The 16,851-nt window shown below is 68.3% G+C and carries 13 protein-coding genes and 1 other RNA gene; 7 read left to right on the top strand and 7 right to left on the bottom strand.

Annotated elements, in window-relative coordinates:
- Window positions 1–129: 129 nt before the first annotated feature.
- From V5F84_RS01445 to V5F84_RS01415, 7 genes are all read right to left on the bottom strand, one after another.
- Window positions 130–1,182: a tetratricopeptide repeat protein gene (locus tag V5F84_RS01445; protein WP_394045336.1), complete on the bottom strand. Its 1,053-nt coding sequence runs from the start codon at window positions 1,180–1,182 to the stop codon at window positions 130–132.
- Window positions 1,183–1,334: 152 nt separating this feature from the next.
- Window positions 1,335–1,961, bottom strand: a complete 627-nt coding sequence (locus V5F84_RS01440; RefSeq protein WP_394045338.1) for a thiamine phosphate synthase — start codon at window positions 1,959–1,961, stop codon at window positions 1,335–1,337.
- Between the two features lie 335 nt (window positions 1,962–2,296).
- Window positions 2,297–3,322, bottom strand: a complete 1,026-nt coding sequence (locus V5F84_RS01435) for a class I fructose-bisphosphate aldolase (RefSeq protein ID WP_394045340.1) — start codon at window positions 3,320–3,322, stop codon at window positions 2,297–2,299.
- Between the two features lie 72 nt (window positions 3,323–3,394).
- Entirely contained in the window at window positions 3,395–4,585 is a 1,191-nt protein-coding gene (locus tag V5F84_RS01430; protein ID WP_394045437.1) for a phosphoglycerate kinase, read from the bottom strand.
- A gap of 48 nt (window positions 4,586–4,633) precedes the next feature.
- On the bottom strand, window positions 4,634–5,641 hold the full coding sequence (gene gap, locus V5F84_RS01425; protein WP_394045342.1) for a type I glyceraldehyde-3-phosphate dehydrogenase: 1,008 nt from the start codon (window positions 5,639–5,641) through the stop codon (window positions 4,634–4,636).
- Window positions 5,642–5,811: 170 nt separating this feature from the next.
- Complete coding sequence (gene tkt / locus V5F84_RS01420) at window positions 5,812–7,800, bottom strand: transketolase (RefSeq protein WP_394045344.1); 1,989 nt, start codon at window positions 7,798–7,800, stop codon at window positions 5,812–5,814.
- A 275-nt stretch (window positions 7,801–8,075) separates the two neighbouring features.
- Window positions 8,076–8,672: a DUF3828 domain-containing protein gene (locus V5F84_RS01415; protein WP_394045346.1), complete on the bottom strand. Its 597-nt coding sequence runs from the start codon at window positions 8,670–8,672 to the stop codon at window positions 8,076–8,078.
- 140 nt (window positions 8,673–8,812) lie between these two features.
- Between V5F84_RS01415 and V5F84_RS01410 the strand changes: the two genes are divergently transcribed.
- The 7 genes from V5F84_RS01410 to V5F84_RS01380 all read left to right on the top strand — a co-directional run bounded on the left by V5F84_RS01410 (window position 8,813) and on the right by V5F84_RS01380 (window position 16,629).
- Window positions 8,813–9,115: a DUF4164 domain-containing protein gene (locus V5F84_RS01410; protein WP_348845881.1), complete on the top strand. Its 303-nt coding sequence runs from the start codon at window positions 8,813–8,815 to the stop codon at window positions 9,113–9,115.
- A gap of 1 nt (window position 9,116) precedes the next feature.
- Window positions 9,117–9,500: a cell division protein ZapA gene (locus tag V5F84_RS01405; RefSeq protein WP_348845882.1), complete on the top strand. Its 384-nt coding sequence runs from the start codon at window positions 9,117–9,119 to the stop codon at window positions 9,498–9,500.
- Between the two features lie 257 nt (window positions 9,501–9,757).
- A non-coding RNA gene (ssrS, locus tag V5F84_RS01400) (6S RNA) lies at window positions 9,758–9,912 on the top strand.
- Between the two features lies 1 nt (window position 9,913).
- The gene (locus V5F84_RS01395; protein WP_394045348.1) at window positions 9,914–10,582 is read left to right on the top strand and encodes a 5-formyltetrahydrofolate cyclo-ligase; all 669 of its coding nucleotides are present in this window, start codon (window positions 9,914–9,916) and stop codon (window positions 10,580–10,582) included.
- A 1-nt stretch (window position 10,583) separates the two neighbouring features.
- Window positions 10,584–11,408: a TIGR00282 family metallophosphoesterase gene (locus V5F84_RS01390; protein ID WP_394045350.1), complete on the top strand. Its 825-nt coding sequence runs from the start codon at window positions 10,584–10,586 to the stop codon at window positions 11,406–11,408.
- A gap of 142 nt (window positions 11,409–11,550) precedes the next feature.
- A complete protein-coding gene (locus V5F84_RS01385) occupies window positions 11,551–12,297 on the top strand; it encodes a YebC/PmpR family DNA-binding transcriptional regulator (protein ID WP_394045352.1) in 747 nt (248 codons plus the stop codon).
- Between the two features lie 810 nt (window positions 12,298–13,107).
- Window positions 13,108–16,629: a glycosyltransferase gene (locus V5F84_RS01380; protein WP_394045354.1), complete on the top strand. Its 3,522-nt coding sequence runs from the start codon at window positions 13,108–13,110 to the stop codon at window positions 16,627–16,629.
- The last annotated feature ends 222 nt before the right edge of the window (window positions 16,630–16,851 follow it).

Below are 16,851 nucleotides of genomic sequence, written 5' to 3'. Positions count from 1 at the left end.
TGCCGCTGTGAGGGCGCAGACCCGGCGGCGCGAAGGCACTTCGCTCCAGGCCGGTTCTGCAAAAGGAGGCCGCGCCTGCGGCCGTCAATTGAATTGAGCGCGATCCTCTGCCCGTCCCGCACGGCTGCGTCAAGGCTGCACCGCGTTCGGGGTGAGGGCGATCCACCTGCGGGCGATGGCTTCCGCCTTCCTGCGCTCGTCGGGGGAAAGGCCGTCCACCACCCCGTCCAGATAGGGGTCGCCCAGCCCCTGCGCCTTGGCGAGGAGGTGCCAGGCGGCGGCGGCCACCTTGTCCTGAGGCGCCCCCCGGCCCGCCGAGAGCACGCGGGCATAGCGGTTCTGGGCGATCGGGTTGCCGGCGAGGGCGGCCTTGTGGAACAAGGCGGCGCCGGCCGTCTCGTCCTTCGGCACGCCATTGCCGTTGAAGGTGGCAATGGCGAGTTCCACCTGCGCGGTCACGTGATCCTGCTGCGCGGCGGCGGTCAGGTATTTGATGGCCGCCGCCTTGTCCACCGGCACGCCATTGCCGGCATTCAGCAATACCGACAGCGCATATTGCGCGTCCGCGACCCCGCCGTCGGCGCCCTGCTTGAAATAGCTCGCCGCCTTGGTGAAATCCTGCGTGACGCCGCGCCCCTGGAGATAGATCAGGCCGAGATTATAGGCCGCCGCCGGATTGCCGGTCTTGGCCGCCTGCTCGAACCATTTCTGCGCGGCGGTCTCGTCCACCGCCTTGCCCTGGCCGGTCAGGTTCATCATGCCGAGCGCGAACATGGCGTTTCCCGACCCGGCCTTGGCGGCGCGCTCGTACCATTGCGTGGCCTTCGCGGGATCGTAGGGGATGCCGTAGCCGCGCGCGTACAATTCCCCGAGCAGCGTCATGGCGGCGGGATCGGTGCCGGCCTCGACCCGCTTCATGGCTTCTTTATAGGCGGTCAGGTAATTGCCCGCCTGATAGGCGCCGAACGCCACATCCACCGGGCCGCTCGGCGCCGGCGCCGCGGCGGCGGGTGCCGTGGTGGCGGGAGCGGGCGTCCCCGCCGACGGGGCGGCGGGCTTGGCGCCATTCCCCGTCTTCGCGCCGGTGCCGGTCTTGGCGCCGTTCGCGACGGGGGGCTTCTCGCCGGTCTGCGCCCGGGCGGGCAGCGGCGCGGCGAGGCCCATCAGCAGCAGACCGGCCACGGCGATGCGAAGGGCCGGCGTCCGGCCCGGGCGGGAATCGCCGGTCCCAGGCGGATGGCCGGCCTGGCGCGCCTCTCCGCCCGGGAAAGCAAGGTCCCGCTCCCCGGGGCGCGTGCCGGGCCGGAGAAGAGGGTTCAACGCGGGCGGCCGCCTCAAGGCGTGCTCTCCACCGCGGCGACGCGGGCGGCGATCTCGGCGATGCGGGCTTCCGCGTCCGCACCGGTGATCCAGTCGCCCGACACGGCGATGAAATCGGCCCCCGCGCGCGCCAGCTCTTCCGCCTCCTCGGCCGAGGTGGCGACGCCGACGCAGGGGACCTCGAACAATTCCGCCCACCAGGCCACCAGCTCAAGCACATCCTCGAACGGCGGGGCATCCGCCTCCCAGCCGCCGAACAGAACGTAATCGGCGCCGGCCTCTCCCGCCTCCATGGCGTCGTGGCGGGAGGCAAGGCCGCCCGCACCCGCGATCCGCGCCGGTTTGAGGATGCCGATGGCTTTCTTCAGCGCCGCGACGCCCACGAGATGGGCGCCGTCGGTGTCGATGTCGATCGCCACGTCGGCGCGTCCATCGACGATCAGGGCGGCATCCGCCTCCTGCACCGGGGCCATCAGGCCGCGCAGCCGGTCCTTCTCGCCCTTGCCCTCGCCCATGCGGGCGATGACGGCGGCCATGTCGCCGGCGCGCACCCGCGCGGCGACGGCGCTGCGGCCGAGGGCCGGCGCGGCGGGAAGGATCAGCATGAGCCGGGCGCCCTGCGCCTGCTGTGTGTTCGACATGGGTCCGATCGGTCTGCCAAGAAGCGGGCGAAAACACGGCCGAGGAACGCGGCCGCGCAGGATGGCTCGGGCACGCGCCGGTCGGCTGGCATCGCAAGCTGACCGGATAACGCGTTCTCTCATAAATGCTTAGAGACTGATTCACCGATCCGGTTGTTTCAACCCGATCGGATCAGGCTCTAGTCCCAGCGGGCGGGAAAAAGCAAGGGGCGCTCGCCGCCAAAGGGCGCGCGAAGGCGTTTCCCGGCATTTCCCTCAAATCATCGCCCGGCGCCGGGCACGAAAAAGGCCCGCCCCCGGCGGGGACGGGCCTTTCAAAAGCGGGACGGACAGGCTCAGGCGGCCTTCTGTTCCTGCGCGCTCGACCACTGGCCGAGGGCGGCCAGCGAATTCATGCGCGCGCGGTGGGTGAAGGCGGCCTGGGCGGCGCCGACGTTTTCCGCCTTGCCGGACCATGCCTTCTGCGGCGCGGCCTGGAGCGCGCGGCCGTAGGAATAGGTGAGCTTCCAGGGCAGGCCGCCCAGCTTCACCATGGCGTCGAGATGGGCGGTGGCGTCCTCGTCCGACTGGCCGCCGGAGAGGAAGGCGATGCCCGGCACCGCGGACGGCACGCAGCTCTTGAGCACGCGCACGGTCTTTTCCGCGACCTCCTCCACCGAAGCCTGGGTGCGGGCCTTCTTGCCCGGCACGATCATGTTGGGCTTCAGCACCATGCCTTCCAGGCGCACGCGCTGATAATAAAGTTCCTCGAACACGGTCTTGAGGACCCATTCGGTGACTTCGTAGCAGCGGTCGATGCCGTGGTCGCCGTCCATCAGCACTTCCGGCTCGACGATCGGGACGATCTTGTTTTCCTGGCACAGGGCCGCGTAGCGGGCCAGCGCATGGGCATTGGCGCGCAGCGCGGTATAGCTCGGGATGCCGGCACCGATATCGATCACCGCGCGCCATTTCGCGAACCGCGCGCCGAGGTCGTAATACTCCTTCAGCCGGCCGCCGAGGCCGTCGAGGCCCTCGGTGATGGTCTCGCCGGGGCAGAAGGCGAGGGGCTTGGCGCCCGCGTCCACCTTGATGCCCGGGATCGCGCCGGCGTCCTGGATCAGCTGCACCAGGGGCGTGCCGTCCTTGGCCTTCTGGCGGATCGTCTCGTCGAACAGGATGACGCCGGAGATATAATCCTGCATCGCTTCCTTGGTGCGGAACATCAGCTCGCGATAATCGCGGCGGTTGTCCTCGGTGTTCTCGACGCCGATGGCGTCGAACCGCTTCTTGATGGTGCTGGTGCTCTCGTCGGCGGCCAGGATTCCCTTGCCGTCGGCCACCATCTTCTGTGCGATCGCGTCAAGCTCAGCCGTCATCATTTAAGTCCACCCATCTGAAAAGCCGCTTTTCGCAGCCGATTTGACCCTGGAATTGATCTTAGCAAACGCGCTTCAGCGACGCAGCGCCTCAACGCCGGGCAGCGACTTGCCTTCCAGCCATTCGAGGAACGCGCCGCCGGCGGTCGAGACATAGGAGAAGTCGTCCGCCGCCCCGGCGTGGTTCAGCGCCGCCACCGTGTCGCCGCCGCCGGCGACCGAGATCAGCCGTCCCTCGCTGGTGGCCTTGCCGACCGCCTGCGCCACCGCAACCGTCGCGGCATCGAACGGCGCCAGCTCGAAGGCGCCGAACGGCCCGTTCCAGACCACCGTCTTCACCGTGCCCAGCTTGCGCTTCACCAGCTCGATGGTGGCCGGGCCGGCGTCGAGAATCATCTCGTCGGCGGCCACGTCGTCGATGTCGGCGACGCGATGGGGCGCATGGGCGGCGAAGGTCTTCGCCACCACGGCGTCCACCGGGAGCACGATCTCGCAGCCGCGCGCCTTGGCCTTTTCCAGAATGTCGCGCGCGGTTGCGGCGAGATCATGCTCGCACAGCGACTTGCCCACCGCATGGCCCTGCGCGGCCAGGAAGGTGTTGGCCATGCCGCCGGCGATCACCAGCACGTCCACCTTGCGGCAGAGGTTGCCCAGCAATTCCAGCTTGGTGGACACCTTGGCGCCGCCCACCACCGCGAGCACCGGGCGCTCGGGGGCTTCCAGCGCCTTGGTGAGGGCCTCGATCTCGCTCTGCATGGCCCGGCCCGCATAGGCCGGCAGCTTGTGGGCCAGCCCCTCGGTGGAGGCATGGGAGCGATGGGCGGTGGAGAAGCTGTCGTTCACATAGAGATCGCCCAGCTTGGCGAGCGCGCCGATGAAATCGGCCGCGTTCTTTTCCTCGCCGGCGTGGAAGCGGGTGTTCTCCAGCACCAGCACGCCGCCCGCCGGCAGGCTGGCGACGGCGTTCTCCGCCTCCGGGCCCACGCAGTCGCGCACGAAGCCCACCGCGGCGCCGAGCCGCTCGCGCACCGCCGGCATGACGGCCCCGAGGGACTGGCTCTCGTCGCGGCCCTTGGGCCGGCCGAAATGGGACAGCAGGATCGCCCGCCCGCCATTGCGGGTGATGTCCCGCACCGTCGGCATGATGGCCTGGATGCGGGTGTCGTCGGTGACCCGGTCCCCGTCCATGGGGACATTGAGGTCGACCCGGACCAGCACGGTCTTCCCCGTGAGGTCCGCGTCGTCGAGCGTGCGGAAGGCAGTGATGTCGGCGTCGGCGATGGCGGTCATGATGATGCCTCCCCCAGCCGCCGGTCAGCCCAGCTTTCCGAGCGCGACCGCCGTATCCGCCATGCGGTTCGAGAAGCCCCATTCATTGTCGTACCAGGAAAGGACGCGCACCAGCGTGCCGTCCATCACCTTGGTCTGGTCCATGTGGAAGGTGGAGGAATGGGGATCGTGGTTGAAGTCGATGGAGACGTTGGGGGCCAGCGTATAGTTCAGCACGCCCTTCAGCTCGTTCTCGGCGGCGCGCTTGATGGCCTCGTTGATCTCGGCGACCGTGGTCGCGCGCTTGGCGACGAACTTCAGGTCGATGACCGAGACGTTCGGGGTCGGCACGCGGATCGAGACGCCGTCCAGCTTGCCGTTCAGCTCCGGCAGCACCAGGCCCACCGCCTTGGCGGCGCCGGTGGAGGTCGGGATCATGGAGAGCGCGGCGGCGCGGGCGCGGTAGAGGTCCTTGTGCACCTGGTCCAGCGAGGGCTGGTCGTTGGTGTAGGAGTGCACCGTGGTCATGAAGCCGTGCTGGATGCCCACCGCGTCGTTCAGCACCTTCGCCACCGGGGCGAGGCAATTGGTGGTGCAGGAGGCGTTGGAAACCACGACATGCTCGCCCGTGAGCTTCTCGTGATTGACGCCATAGACCACCGTGATGTCGGCGCCCTCGGCCGGGGCGGAGACCAGCACGCGCTTGGCGCCGGCGGTCAGATGGGCCGAGGCCTTTTCCTTGCTGGTGAAGATGCCGGTGCACTCGAGCGCGATGTCGACGCCCAGTTCCTTGTGGGGCAGATGCGCGGGATCGCGTACCGCGGTCACCTTGATCTTGCCCCGGCCGCAATCGATCGTGTCGCCGTCCACCACCACCTGGGCCGGGAAGCGGCCGTGCACGCTGTCGAAGCGCAGCAGATGGGCGTTGGTCTCCACCGGAGCGAGGTCGTTGATGGCGACGACCTGAATGTCGGTGCGGCCCGATTCGATGATGGCGCGCAGCACGTTGCGCCCGATACGACCGAAACCGTTGATGGCCACCTTCACCGTCATGTCATCCTCCATTGGCCGACCCTTCAGGCCGATGCCATATCTTGACCATTCAAGACGCCGCGCCATGCGCCGCGCCGTTTGTGAGGCCCCGCTTGCGCGTCGCCCGATCCGGTTGGAGCCCTGCGTCCTCCGCGAACGACGCGGGGCTCCTTAAAACAGCTCCGTGCGGCTCAATCCTGGCGCAGTTGCGCCAAGGCCGCGGCAACCACGGCCTCAGCCGTAATGCCGAAATGCTTGTACAGTTCCTTCGCCGGGGCGCTGGCCCCGAAGCTGCTCATGCCGATGAAGGCGGCATCCGAGCCGATGATCGCGTCCCAGCCCATGCGGATGGCGGCCTCGATGCCGACCTTGGCCGGGGCGTTGCCGACCACCGCGCGCCGCTCTGCCGCCGGGCGGGCGAGGAACAGTTCGAACGAGGGCACCGACACCACGCGGGTGGCGACACCCTGCGCTTCCAGCAGCTTCTGGGCCTCGACCGCGAGCGAGACTTCCGAGCCGGTGGCGAACAGCGAGACCTGGGCCTCCGCGCTGGCCGGGCTGATCTCATAGGCGCCTTCCGCCGTGCGGTTGGCATCGTCGCTCGCGCGCAGCAGGGGCAGGTTCTGGCGCGAGAGGATCAGGGCGCTCGGCCGGTCCTTGGCCTTCAGCGCGATCTCCCAGGCTTCCGCCGTCTCCACCGTGTCCGCCGGGCGCAGCACCAGCAGGCCGGGAATGGCGCGCAGGGCGGCGAGATGCTCCACCGGCTGGTGGGTGGGGCCGTCCTCGCCGAGGCCGATGGAATCATGCGTCAGCACATGGATCGCCTGGGTCCCCATCAGCGCCGCGAGGCGGATCGCCGGGCGCGAATAATCCGAGAACACCAGGAAGGTGCCGGAATAGGGAATGATGCCGCCGTGCAGCGCCAGCCCGTTCATGGCGGCGGCCATGCCGTGCTCGCGCACGCCCCAATGGACGAAGGTGCCGGCGAAATCGTCGGGCGAAATCGCCTTCATGCCCTTGGCGCGGGTGTTGTTGGAGCCGGTGAGGTCGGCCGAGCCGCCGAGCATTTCCGGCACCACCGGGGTGAGGGCATCCAGCACGATCTCGGACGACTTGCGGGTGGCGACGGCGCCGCCGTCGGCCACCGCCTTGGCCTTGGCGGCCTTCACCGCCGCGTCGAGCGCAGCCGGCAGGATGCCGGAGACGCGGCGCTCGAACTCGGCCCTGTCGGCGGCGGGCAGCGCGGCGAGGCGCTCGGCCCAGGCGCTGCGCGCGGAGGCGCTGCGGGCGGCGGCTTGCGCCCAGGCCTCGCGCGCATCGTCCGGGATCTCGAACGCGCCGGCTTCCCAGCCGAGCGCGGCACGGGTCGCGGCGATCTCCGCGGCGCCGAGCGGCGAGCCATGGGCCTTTTCCGAACCCGCCTTGGCGGGGGAGCCGAAGCCGATGGTGGTGCGGCAGGCGATCAGGGTCGGCCGGTCCGCGGCCTTGGCGGCTTCGAGCGCGGCGCGGATGGCGACCGGGTCGTGCCCGTCCACGCGCGTCGTCGCCCAATTGGAGGCGGCGAAGCGGGCGAGCTGGTCGGTGGAGCCGGAAATCGAGGTCGCGCCGTCGATGGAGATGCGGTTGTCGTCCCACATCACGATCAGCTTGGAGAGCTTCATGTGGCCGGCGAGGTCGATGGCCTCCTGGCTGATGCCTTCCATCAGGTCGCCGTCGGAGGCGAGCACGTAGGTATAGTGGTCCACCACCTCGCGGCCGAAGCGGGCCGCCATCAGGCGCTCGCCCATGGCCATGCCGACGGCGGTGGAAATGCCCTGGCCGAGTGGGCCGGTGGTGGTCTCGATGCCGGGGGTGATGAAGTTTTCCGGATGGCCGGGGGTGAGCGAACCCAGCTGGCGGAACTTCTTGATCTCCTCGATGCTCACGCCTTCCACGCCGAGCAGGTGCAGCAAGGCATAGAGCAGCATGGAGCCGTGGCCGGCGGAGAGCACGAAGCGGTCGCGGTCCGGCCACTTGGGATCGGCCGGATCGAACTTGATGATGTCGCAGAACAGGACCGTGGCGATGTCGGCGGCACCCATGGGCAGGCCGGGATGACCGGAATTCGCGGCTTCCACGGCATCGATGGCGAGGAAGCGGATGGCGTTGGCCATGCGGTCATGGCGTTCGCGACTGGACATGCGGGGCAAGTCTCCGGCGCCCGGGGCGCCCTATGGGCAACAAGAGCCAAGCGGCAGATGCCGCGGCGCGGCAGTGATAGCAGCGCTGCCAGGGGTGTCAAACGCAGCGGAAGTCGTAGGTCAAGGGATCGGGCCCCGGCCGCGCCGCGCCGGATGGTCGCGCCCCGGCGCCGCGCGCCTGTTGCCATTTGTTCGCAAAGGCATTTTTCCCGCAGCGCGGCAGGCCGGCGCAAACACCCGGCCGCGGGCGCAGATCGGCCGATAATGTCGCAGGCTTATTTGCCGGCTTTGGCCAGCAGGGCGCGCAGGGACTCCCGCCCGCCACCCCATTGCACGTCGGCGATGCGCCAGCCGGCGCTGGTGCGAACCACCTTGTAGGCGATCGACTTGGTCTCGTCGAAATTCAGGAATTGCGCCGTCACCAGCGCCTCGCCCGGCGAGACCGTCTTGGTCTGGTAGGTCACCGGGGAGAGTTCGAAATCCTGCCCGTCGATGAAGGGGTCGAAATCGAGCCGCGGCTCGGCGCGCTTGGCGTCCGCCACCATCAGCTTCGCCAGGGTCGGATCGAAATAGGTCTTGGTGGTCGCGGGGTCGTTATAGTCGAAGCTCACCACCGCCTCGGGAGCGGTGTCGAAATAATGCTGGTAGAGCGCGCGCACCACGGCGTCCGGCGTCTGGCCCGACTGGCCGGCTTGGGCCGAGGCGGGCGTGGGCTTGGCGCCCTGCGCCGCCGCCGGGAGCAGGTGCGTCCATGCCGCGACCAGCACGGCGGCCATCACCAGCAGGGCGCGCCCCGCCACTCGCGTCATGTTCCGCGCGGCGGGAATCCGCGCCCCGCCATTCCCCGTGCCGCCCATCGCGTTTCCACCCATCGCGTCCTGCTTCGTTCCGGCCGGTGCAGGGCGGGTTTCGCCCCGCCGGCCGGCCAAACGGTCTCTTGCTCGCCCTAATTCCCGTTGACAAGTGGCAAGACGGCTCTGTTTTCGCTCCGACTCAGCTACACTCGAATTTCATGTACGCCTTGAAGCAACGCCCGGCCGAGACTGGACCCATCGAAACGGCAACGCAGCGTCTGCACGCCGCGCTCGATGCCTTGACCGACGCGCTGGAGCGGCGGCGCGATGCCGATCGCCACCAGCAGGCTTTGCTGGCGCAGCTCCATGCCATGGGCAACGACCGCGCCCGCCTCGCCGAGGAACTGGACGGCGCGCGCGAGAAGGTGGCGGAGCTCGGGGAAGTGGCCCAGGAAGTCACCCGGCGCCTGGATGTGGCCATGAGCACGATCCGCGACGTGCTCGCGACTCACGGCGGATAGCATGGCGCAAGTCAGCGTCACCATTGCCGGCCGCTATTATCGCATGGCCTGCGACGAGGGGCAGGAAGAGCATCTCATCCGCCTCGCCCGCGACATCGACAGCCGCATCGCCCAATTGCGCACCGCCTTCGGCGAGATCGGCGACCAGCGCCTCACCGTCATGGCCGCCGTCACCATCGCCGACGAACTGGCCGAGGCGCGCAACCGCATCCGCGCGCTGGAAAGCGACATCGAGGGCCAGCGCGATGCCCGCGCCTCGGCGCTTGCCCGCATGGAAGCCAGCGAGGAAGCGGTCGCCCGCTCCATCGACGAGGTCGCCGAGCGCCTGGAAAAGCTCGCCCGCGAGGTCGGCCCGGCGCCCACCGCCAATGTCGGCATGGGCTGAGACCGCTCGACCGTCACGGCTTGGCGCGATGGCGGCAGAGCATCGTCATGGCCGGACGGCCCGGCCATGACGGCTGGCGAAAGAAACACAATCGCCCCTGCCGTCGGGCCTCTCGACGACCCACCCCGCTGCTGAATGTCGATCCGCCCTGATCCGCACCGGCGGGTGCCGGTTCCGGCTCGGCGCGCGTGTTTGTTATCTGGGTAAATTTCAAACCGCCCCTGGCGCCCGGCGCCCGGCGGGCCTACATTCAATCGGCGGGGCTGTGGGGTTCGTTAGGAGAACATTCCCCGGGGCCTTATCGATCCTTAAGGGAGCTGTACCTGACCTTGCCCGTGGGCTTGGCCATACGGCGCCCACCTACGCTGTAGGTTTCCCGGGATCGACCTCCGACGGCTTTTGCGGCTCCGCACATGACTTTTTCGCTTTCCGCTTCCGGCCCTTCCCCTTCCGGATCCACTGCCATCGGCGCGGATGGTCCCGCGTCGAAGCGCGACGCGGCCGAACGGCGGGACGAAAAGGCGGCCCTGCGCCGCGCGGCGCTCGCCCGGCGCGCCGCCATGGGCGAGGAAGCCCGCTCCCACGCTTCCCAGCGCGCGGCGCTCAATGCCATGTCCCTGCTTGAGGCCGTGTCCGGCCGCATCTTTTCCCTGTTTGCGCCCTTCCGCGATGAAATCGACACCGCTCCGCTCGCTGCATTGCTGTGGGACGCGGGGGCGATCGTCGCGCTTCCCGTGATCGTCAGCCGGGACGAGCCCCTGCTGTTCCGTCGCTGGGAGGCGGGCGACACGCTCGATCTCGTGGGCGCCTATCGCATTCCCACCCCTTCGTCCGATGCGCCCGAGCTGGTGCCCCAGGATCTTATCGTGCCGCTCGCGGCCTTCGATGCGCGCGGCTACCGCATCGGCTATGGGGCGGGCCATTACGACCGCACGCTTGCCGGATTGCGCGCGCGCGGCCCGGTGCGGGCCTTCGGCTATGCGTTTTCCTGCCAGGAAGTGCCCCGCGTGCCCGAAGAGCCCCATGACGAGAGGGTGGACGGGATGATAACGGAGGCGGGACTTTTTCTCTGCGGCGGGTGATATGCGTATTCTGTTCCTCGGCGATGTGGTGGGCCGGCCCGGCCGCGAGGCCCTGACTTCGCGCCTGCCGGGCCTCATCGCCCAATGGCAATTGGATCTGGTGGTGGTGAACGGCGAGAATGCTGCCGGCGGCTTCGGCATCACCGAATCCATCTATGAGGATTTTCGCGCCGCCGGCGCCGATGCCGTGACCCTCGGCAACCACGCCTTCGACCAGCGCGAGGCCCTGGTGTTCATCGAGCGGGTGGACCGCCTGGTGCGCCCGGCGAATTATCCCGCCGGCACGCCGGGTCGCGGCGCCATCCTGGTGGAAGCCAAGAACGGCGCCCGCGTGCTGGTGGCCAACATCATGGGCCGCACCTTCATGGACCCGCTGGACGATCCCTTCGCCGCGCTCGACCGGGTGCTGGAAGGCGCGGACCTCGGCCATATGGTGGATGCGGCGGTGATCGATTTCCACGCCGAGACCACCAGCGAGAAGCAGGCGTTCGGCCATTATTGCGACGGCCGCGCCACCCTGGTGGTCGGTACCCACACCCATGTGCCGACCGCCGATCACCGCATCCTGTCCGGCGGCACCGCCTTCTGCACCGACGTCGGCATGTGCGGCGCCTATGACGGCGTGATCGGCATGGAAAAGGAAGAGCCGTTGCGGCGCTTCACGCGCAAGATCGGCTCCGGCCGGTTCGAGCCGGCCACCGGCCCGGCCAGCCTTTCCGGCCTCGCCGTGGAGAGCGACGACCGCACGGGGCTCGCCGTGAAGGTGGCAGCGGTGCGACTCGGCGGGGTGCTGGAAGAAGCCCGTCCGGGCTTCTGGGAAAGCTGACGGCGCGGAATCCTTGCGCGGCTTCCTTGCCCTTCGCCCACCGGCCGACCTATAAGGCCGGCTTCATACAAGAAGGCCCGGCTCGAGCGGCGCCGCCGGATGGGCGCGCGGAGCCGAGGCCCAACGCAAATCGGAGGCGGTCATGGCCGGACATTCACAGTTCAAGAACATCATGCACCGCAAGGGCAAGCAGGATGCGGTGCGCTCCAAGCTGTTTTCCAAGCTGGCGCGCGAAATCACCGTCTCCGCCAAGATGGGCCTGCCCGACCCCAACATGAATGCCCGCCTGCGCGCCGCGATTCTCGCCGCCCGCGCGGAAAACATGCCCAAGGACAATATCGAGCGCGCCATCAAGAAGGCGGGCGGCGCCGACAGCGAGAATTACGAAGAGATCCGCTACGAGGGCTACGGCCCCGGCGGCGTCGCCGTGATCGTCGAGACGCTGACCGACAACCGCAACCGCACGGCGGGCGAAGTGCGCTCCTATTTCACCAAGTCGGGCGGAAACCTTGCGGAAACCGGCGCGGTCTCCTTCATGTTCGACCGGGTGGGCGTGATCGAGTTCGACCCGGCCAAGGCCAGCGCCGACGCCATGCTGGAAGCCGCCATCGACGCCGGCGCGGACGATGTCGCCTCCTCCGAGCACGGGCACGAGGTGATCTGCGCGGTGGAAAATCTCAATGAGGTTCAACGCCAGCTCGAACTGAAGTTCGGCGAGCCGCGCAAGGCGGGTCTCGTGTGGCGCCCGCAGAACAATATCGCGGTGGACGACGAGACCGCCGAAAAGCTCCTGCGGCTGGTGGATTCGCTTGAGGACAATGACGACGTCCAGAGCGTCACGGCCAATTTCGAGCTGTCGGACGCAATGGTCGCGAAGATGACCGCCTGAAGGCGTTGCCCAGTCCGGGGAATCGGGCTGACGGCTGAATTAGGTGAACGCACGGGATTGTCGCGCAGGACAGTCCCGCCTTGCGCGGCGCGTCTTCGCGCTCGCTCTGGCGGGGCGATGATGCGGCCTTCCCGCCGACCTTGAGCTTGGCCTGCGTCACGGTGTCATCGCACCATTTTCCCGGCCACCGCCGACCGAGGGTGCGGCGCATGGGAGAACCCTTGTCCGGGCCCGCTTCCTGGCATTACGATTGTTTCGTAACGGCACCGGGGGGCGGCGGCAGGTGCCGCTCATCCTGGTCCGACCTTCGTTGCGGCGAGGGATAATCCTTGGACGCTCGCATGATACCTCCATTTTCGTAATCAGAATGTCACGGTCTTCGGGACAGATTGCGGAAATAAGAGTTCAGGCCTGCTGTTGAAATGCTTGCGAACAACTTAAGCGTGTGTTCTGGTTAAACCCCGCTCAGATTCAAAAGGTATGCGCGTTAAGCTTCAAAAAATCTTACGCCTTGGTTTAAGCAAACGCTGGATATCCATTGAATTCTGTCGCGAAACAGCCCCTCGATTTGCGTTTATTGCGCCGGTGGAGGGGCCATAACAAAACGATCACGATCACTTGCGATCTTGATAATCTTCGGTGGACGGCGTGCCGCAGGGGAGCGAGGCATGCCGGGGGCCCAGTTGCAGGTCCAGGGTCGTCGGCGGGTGCCAAGGCCGGCCGCGGTTCCCACTCTGCCGGCAAAATGCATAAAGCCACGTATGGGCTTGGCCGTCCGCGCGCGGGGCGCGGGCGGGATCGGAGACGGGTATGATGGGCTCTTCGTTGTCTTTGGGGATATCCCTGACGACGCCGGCGTTTTTCGAGCCCGCGCGGGTCGCCCTGCCTGCTGTCTTCGTCGAGCATTTTCCGTTCGGTTTCTGGCTGGTCGACGCCCTGCGGCCGCGCCTCGTGGTTTCCGTCGGGGGGCGCACGCCCAATCCCCACCTGTGCTTTCTTCAGATGGCCGCGCATCTCGATCTGCCGACGCGGTGCGTCGCCGTATCGGGATGGGCCGGCGATGGGGCGGGGCCGCAGCCGGCGGCCTTCGGTCCCGCGTTCAATCGCGATGATGTCCGCGCCTCCGAACCCTTGCTTGCGCCGGCCGCGACGGCCTGGCGGGAATTTGCCCCCGGCAGCATCGATCTGCTGTGCCTCGATGCCGTTCCTCCCGGCGGGCTTGCAGGCGCGGTGCTGGACGCCTGGCTGGAGCGCCTGTCCCCCGGCGGCGTGATCCTGCTCCACGGGCTCGACGCGCCGGGCGCAGCGGAGGCATGGCGCGTGCTGAGCGCGCGCTACCTCAATTTCGTCTTCCCCCACGGCGAGGGCCTCGGCGTCGTGGCCGCGGGTGCGCCGATCGCCGCGCCCCTGCGTCCGCTGTTCGAGCCGCCGGTGTCGGACGAGACCCGGCAGGCCGTCCAGCTCGCCTTTTCCCGCCTGGGCCGGGACCTGAAGCTTGCGTGGACGCCGAACGCGCCGCAGACGGCGCGCGCGGGCGAGCCGGCCGACGTCGCGCGGCTGGAAGCGGTGAGGGATTCCGGGCGTGCGCGCCTCGATATGCTCGCGCGGGAGGCGGCCCGGCTGCGCCATCTCCTGCGGGAGCAGACCGCGCAAACCTCGGCTCTCGAGCTTGAGCTGCTCCAGAGCGAACGCCAATTGTTGCAGGTGATCCAGCGGCTGCGCTCGTTTCCCTGGCTGCTGGGCCAGAGCGCGAAGGTGATGTGGGCGGGGCTGCGCCAGCTTCTGAGCCGGGCGGCCAAATTGTTCGGCGTGCGCACAGCCGCCTATGTGCTGGCCAAGAACCGCAAGCGTCTCGAGCAATCGAACCTGTTCGATGCGGTCTATTACCTGCGGCGCTATCCCGATGTGGGTGCCTCCGGCATGGACCCCCTGACCCATTATCTGGACCATGGCGCGAAGGATGGGCGGGACCCCAATCCGCTGTTCCAGACCCGCTGGTACGTCACGCAATATCCGGATGTGACGAAACTCGGCGAAAATCCGCTGCTGCATTACCTGCTGCACGGCAGCAAGGAAGGGCGGATGCCCGGCCCGGATTTCGATCCCCGCTGGTATCTCTCGGCCAATCCCGATGTCGCCGCCCTCGGCATGGATCCGTTGGCGCACTTCCTTTCCTTGGGGCAGGCGGAAGGGCGGACCGGTGTTCCGTTCGTGGATGCCGAGGACCTCGCGTTCCTGAAGGCGGGGCGGCGCCATACGCTCGACCTCGCAAGCTTCACGCCCTCGCCGATCCGCAGCATCGGCCTCGACCTGCTGCCCTTGGACGAGGTGGCGGTCGTGCTGCCGGTCCATTCCGGCTATGAGGAAACCCGGGTCTGCATCGAGAGCGTGCTCGCCTCGCGGGCTAGCAACACCAGCTTTCGGACGCTCATCCTGATCGACGATTGCGGCCCCGAGCCGCAGTTGCGCGCCTATCTCCAGGAGGTGGCGCAGACCGTCCCGGATGTGCTGCTGCTGGTGAACGCGGAGAACGAGGGCTTCATCGCCAGCGTCAATCGCGGCATGGTCGCGGCGGGCCAGCGCGATGTGATCCTGCTGAACAGCGACACCGAAGTCTGCGGCGACTGGGTGGATCGCATGGCGGCGCAGGCCGCGGCGGATCCGGGCATCGCCACCGTCACCCCGTTCTCGAACAATGCCACCATCTGTAGCTATCCCGATATCGGGGAAGGGCGGGGCCTGCCGGCGGGCCACACGCTCGCCGAGCTGGATCGGGCCTGCGCCACGGTCAATGCCGGCCGTTCCGTGGACGTGCCGACCGCGGTCGGCTTCTGCATGTTCATCCGCCGGGCCTGCCTCGAGGAGATCGGCCCGTTCGACGCGGACGCGTTCGGCAAGGGCTATGGCGAGGAATCGGACTTCTGCTGCCGCGCCAGCGCGAAGGCCTGGCGCCATGTGCTCGCGGGCGACGTGTTCGTCTATCATGCGGGCAGCGTCAGCTTCGGCAGCCGTGCGCACGCGCTCAAGCAGGATTCCGCCGGGCTGCTGGACGCGCGCCATCCCCATTATGAATCCGCCGTCGCCCTCTGGGTGCGCGAGGATCCCGCGTTCGCGATGCGCCTCGCGATCGAGGCGAGCCTGATGCGGGCCTCGGGCGTGCCTGTGATCCTGCACATCCTGCACCCCTGGGGCGGGGGCACGGAAAAGCAGGTGGTGGATCTGATCGCGCATACGGCGCAGCGCGCCATCTCGCTGACCTTGATCATCGCCGCGCCGGCGGCGGGGCGGAGCGATATCGGTCTGGCCCTGTTCATTCCCAATGCCGACGGCGGGCGGCGGGTCGACATGCGTGTGGAACGGCTCGGCGAGGTGGCGCCGCTCCTGCGGGCGTTCGGCTTGCGGCGCATCCACGTGCACCACGCCCTGACCGCCATGGACGAACTGGCGCCCTTCCTGGCGCTGATGAATCTGCCCTATGACGTGTCGATCCACGATTACGCGTTGATCTGCCCGCGCATCAATCTGGCGCCGGGGGGCCTCTATTGCGGCGAGCCCGACGCGCAGGGATGCCTGGCCTGCCTCGCGGCGGAGCCGAAACCCTTCTCACGGGACATATTCTTGTGGCGGGAGCGGGGCGTCGCCCTGATCGAGCAGGCCGATCGGGTGATCTGCCCGTCCCACGACGTGGCCGAGCGCATCCGCCGTTATGCCCCGGACGCCCGTCTCATGGTGGTGCCGCACGAGACGGACCTGTATCGGCGGCAGCAGCCCGCCCTTCTGCCGCCGCTGGCAGCGGACATTCCCCTGCGCGTGGCCGTCCTCGGCATTCTCGCCGAGCACAAGGGCGGGGCTTTCCTGCTGGATTGCATCGAATACAGCCGGGCCATCAAGGCGCCGCTGGAGTGGCAGGTGATCGGCGCGTTTTCCGCCAAGCTCGATGCACGGGCCGCCGGCCTGCGCGCGCCTGTGTCGAAGACCGGGCGCTACAAGCTGGAGGATCTTCCCGGCCTGATCGCCAAGGGCGACCCGCATGTGATCTTCTTTCCGCAGCATTGGCCCGAGACGTACAGCTTTACGCTGAGCGAGGCGTTCGCCGCGCGGCGCGCCGTTCTGGTGCCGCCCCTCGGGGCGTTTCCCGAACGGGTCGCGGGAAGTGCCGGCGGGTTCGAATATTCCCTGTCGGATACGCCGCAGCAGGTGGTGGAGCGCCTCATTGCGCTGCGCTTGCGCTTTCTGGACCCGGCCGGTGCGGCGGAAGTCACGCCCCTCGCCCCGCATCTGGCGAGCGGAGCGGAGACGACCGAGGATTTTTATCGCTCGGCCTATATCTGAGCCCAGCCGCGCCGGTGCCGGCCGCGCAGGGGACGCCTGGCGGGCACCAAATCCGATGGGGCAAGCGGGGGATATATAGAGGAGGAGCGATCACCGGCCCATGCGCGACCGCATGGCCTCGCTCCGCCGGGGATTGCAGGGCTGAAACCCAAATGCGCGAGATCGCGCGGGTCGAGGTCGTGCGGGTTCGAGATCGCGCGGGTTCAGAGGGCAAGGTTCGAG

The organism is Roseixanthobacter liquoris, from assembly GCF_043195135.2.
GTDB lineage: Bacteria > Pseudomonadota > Alphaproteobacteria > Rhizobiales > Xanthobacteraceae > NCEH01.
This window is presented reverse-complemented; position numbering and strand designations above follow the sequence as displayed.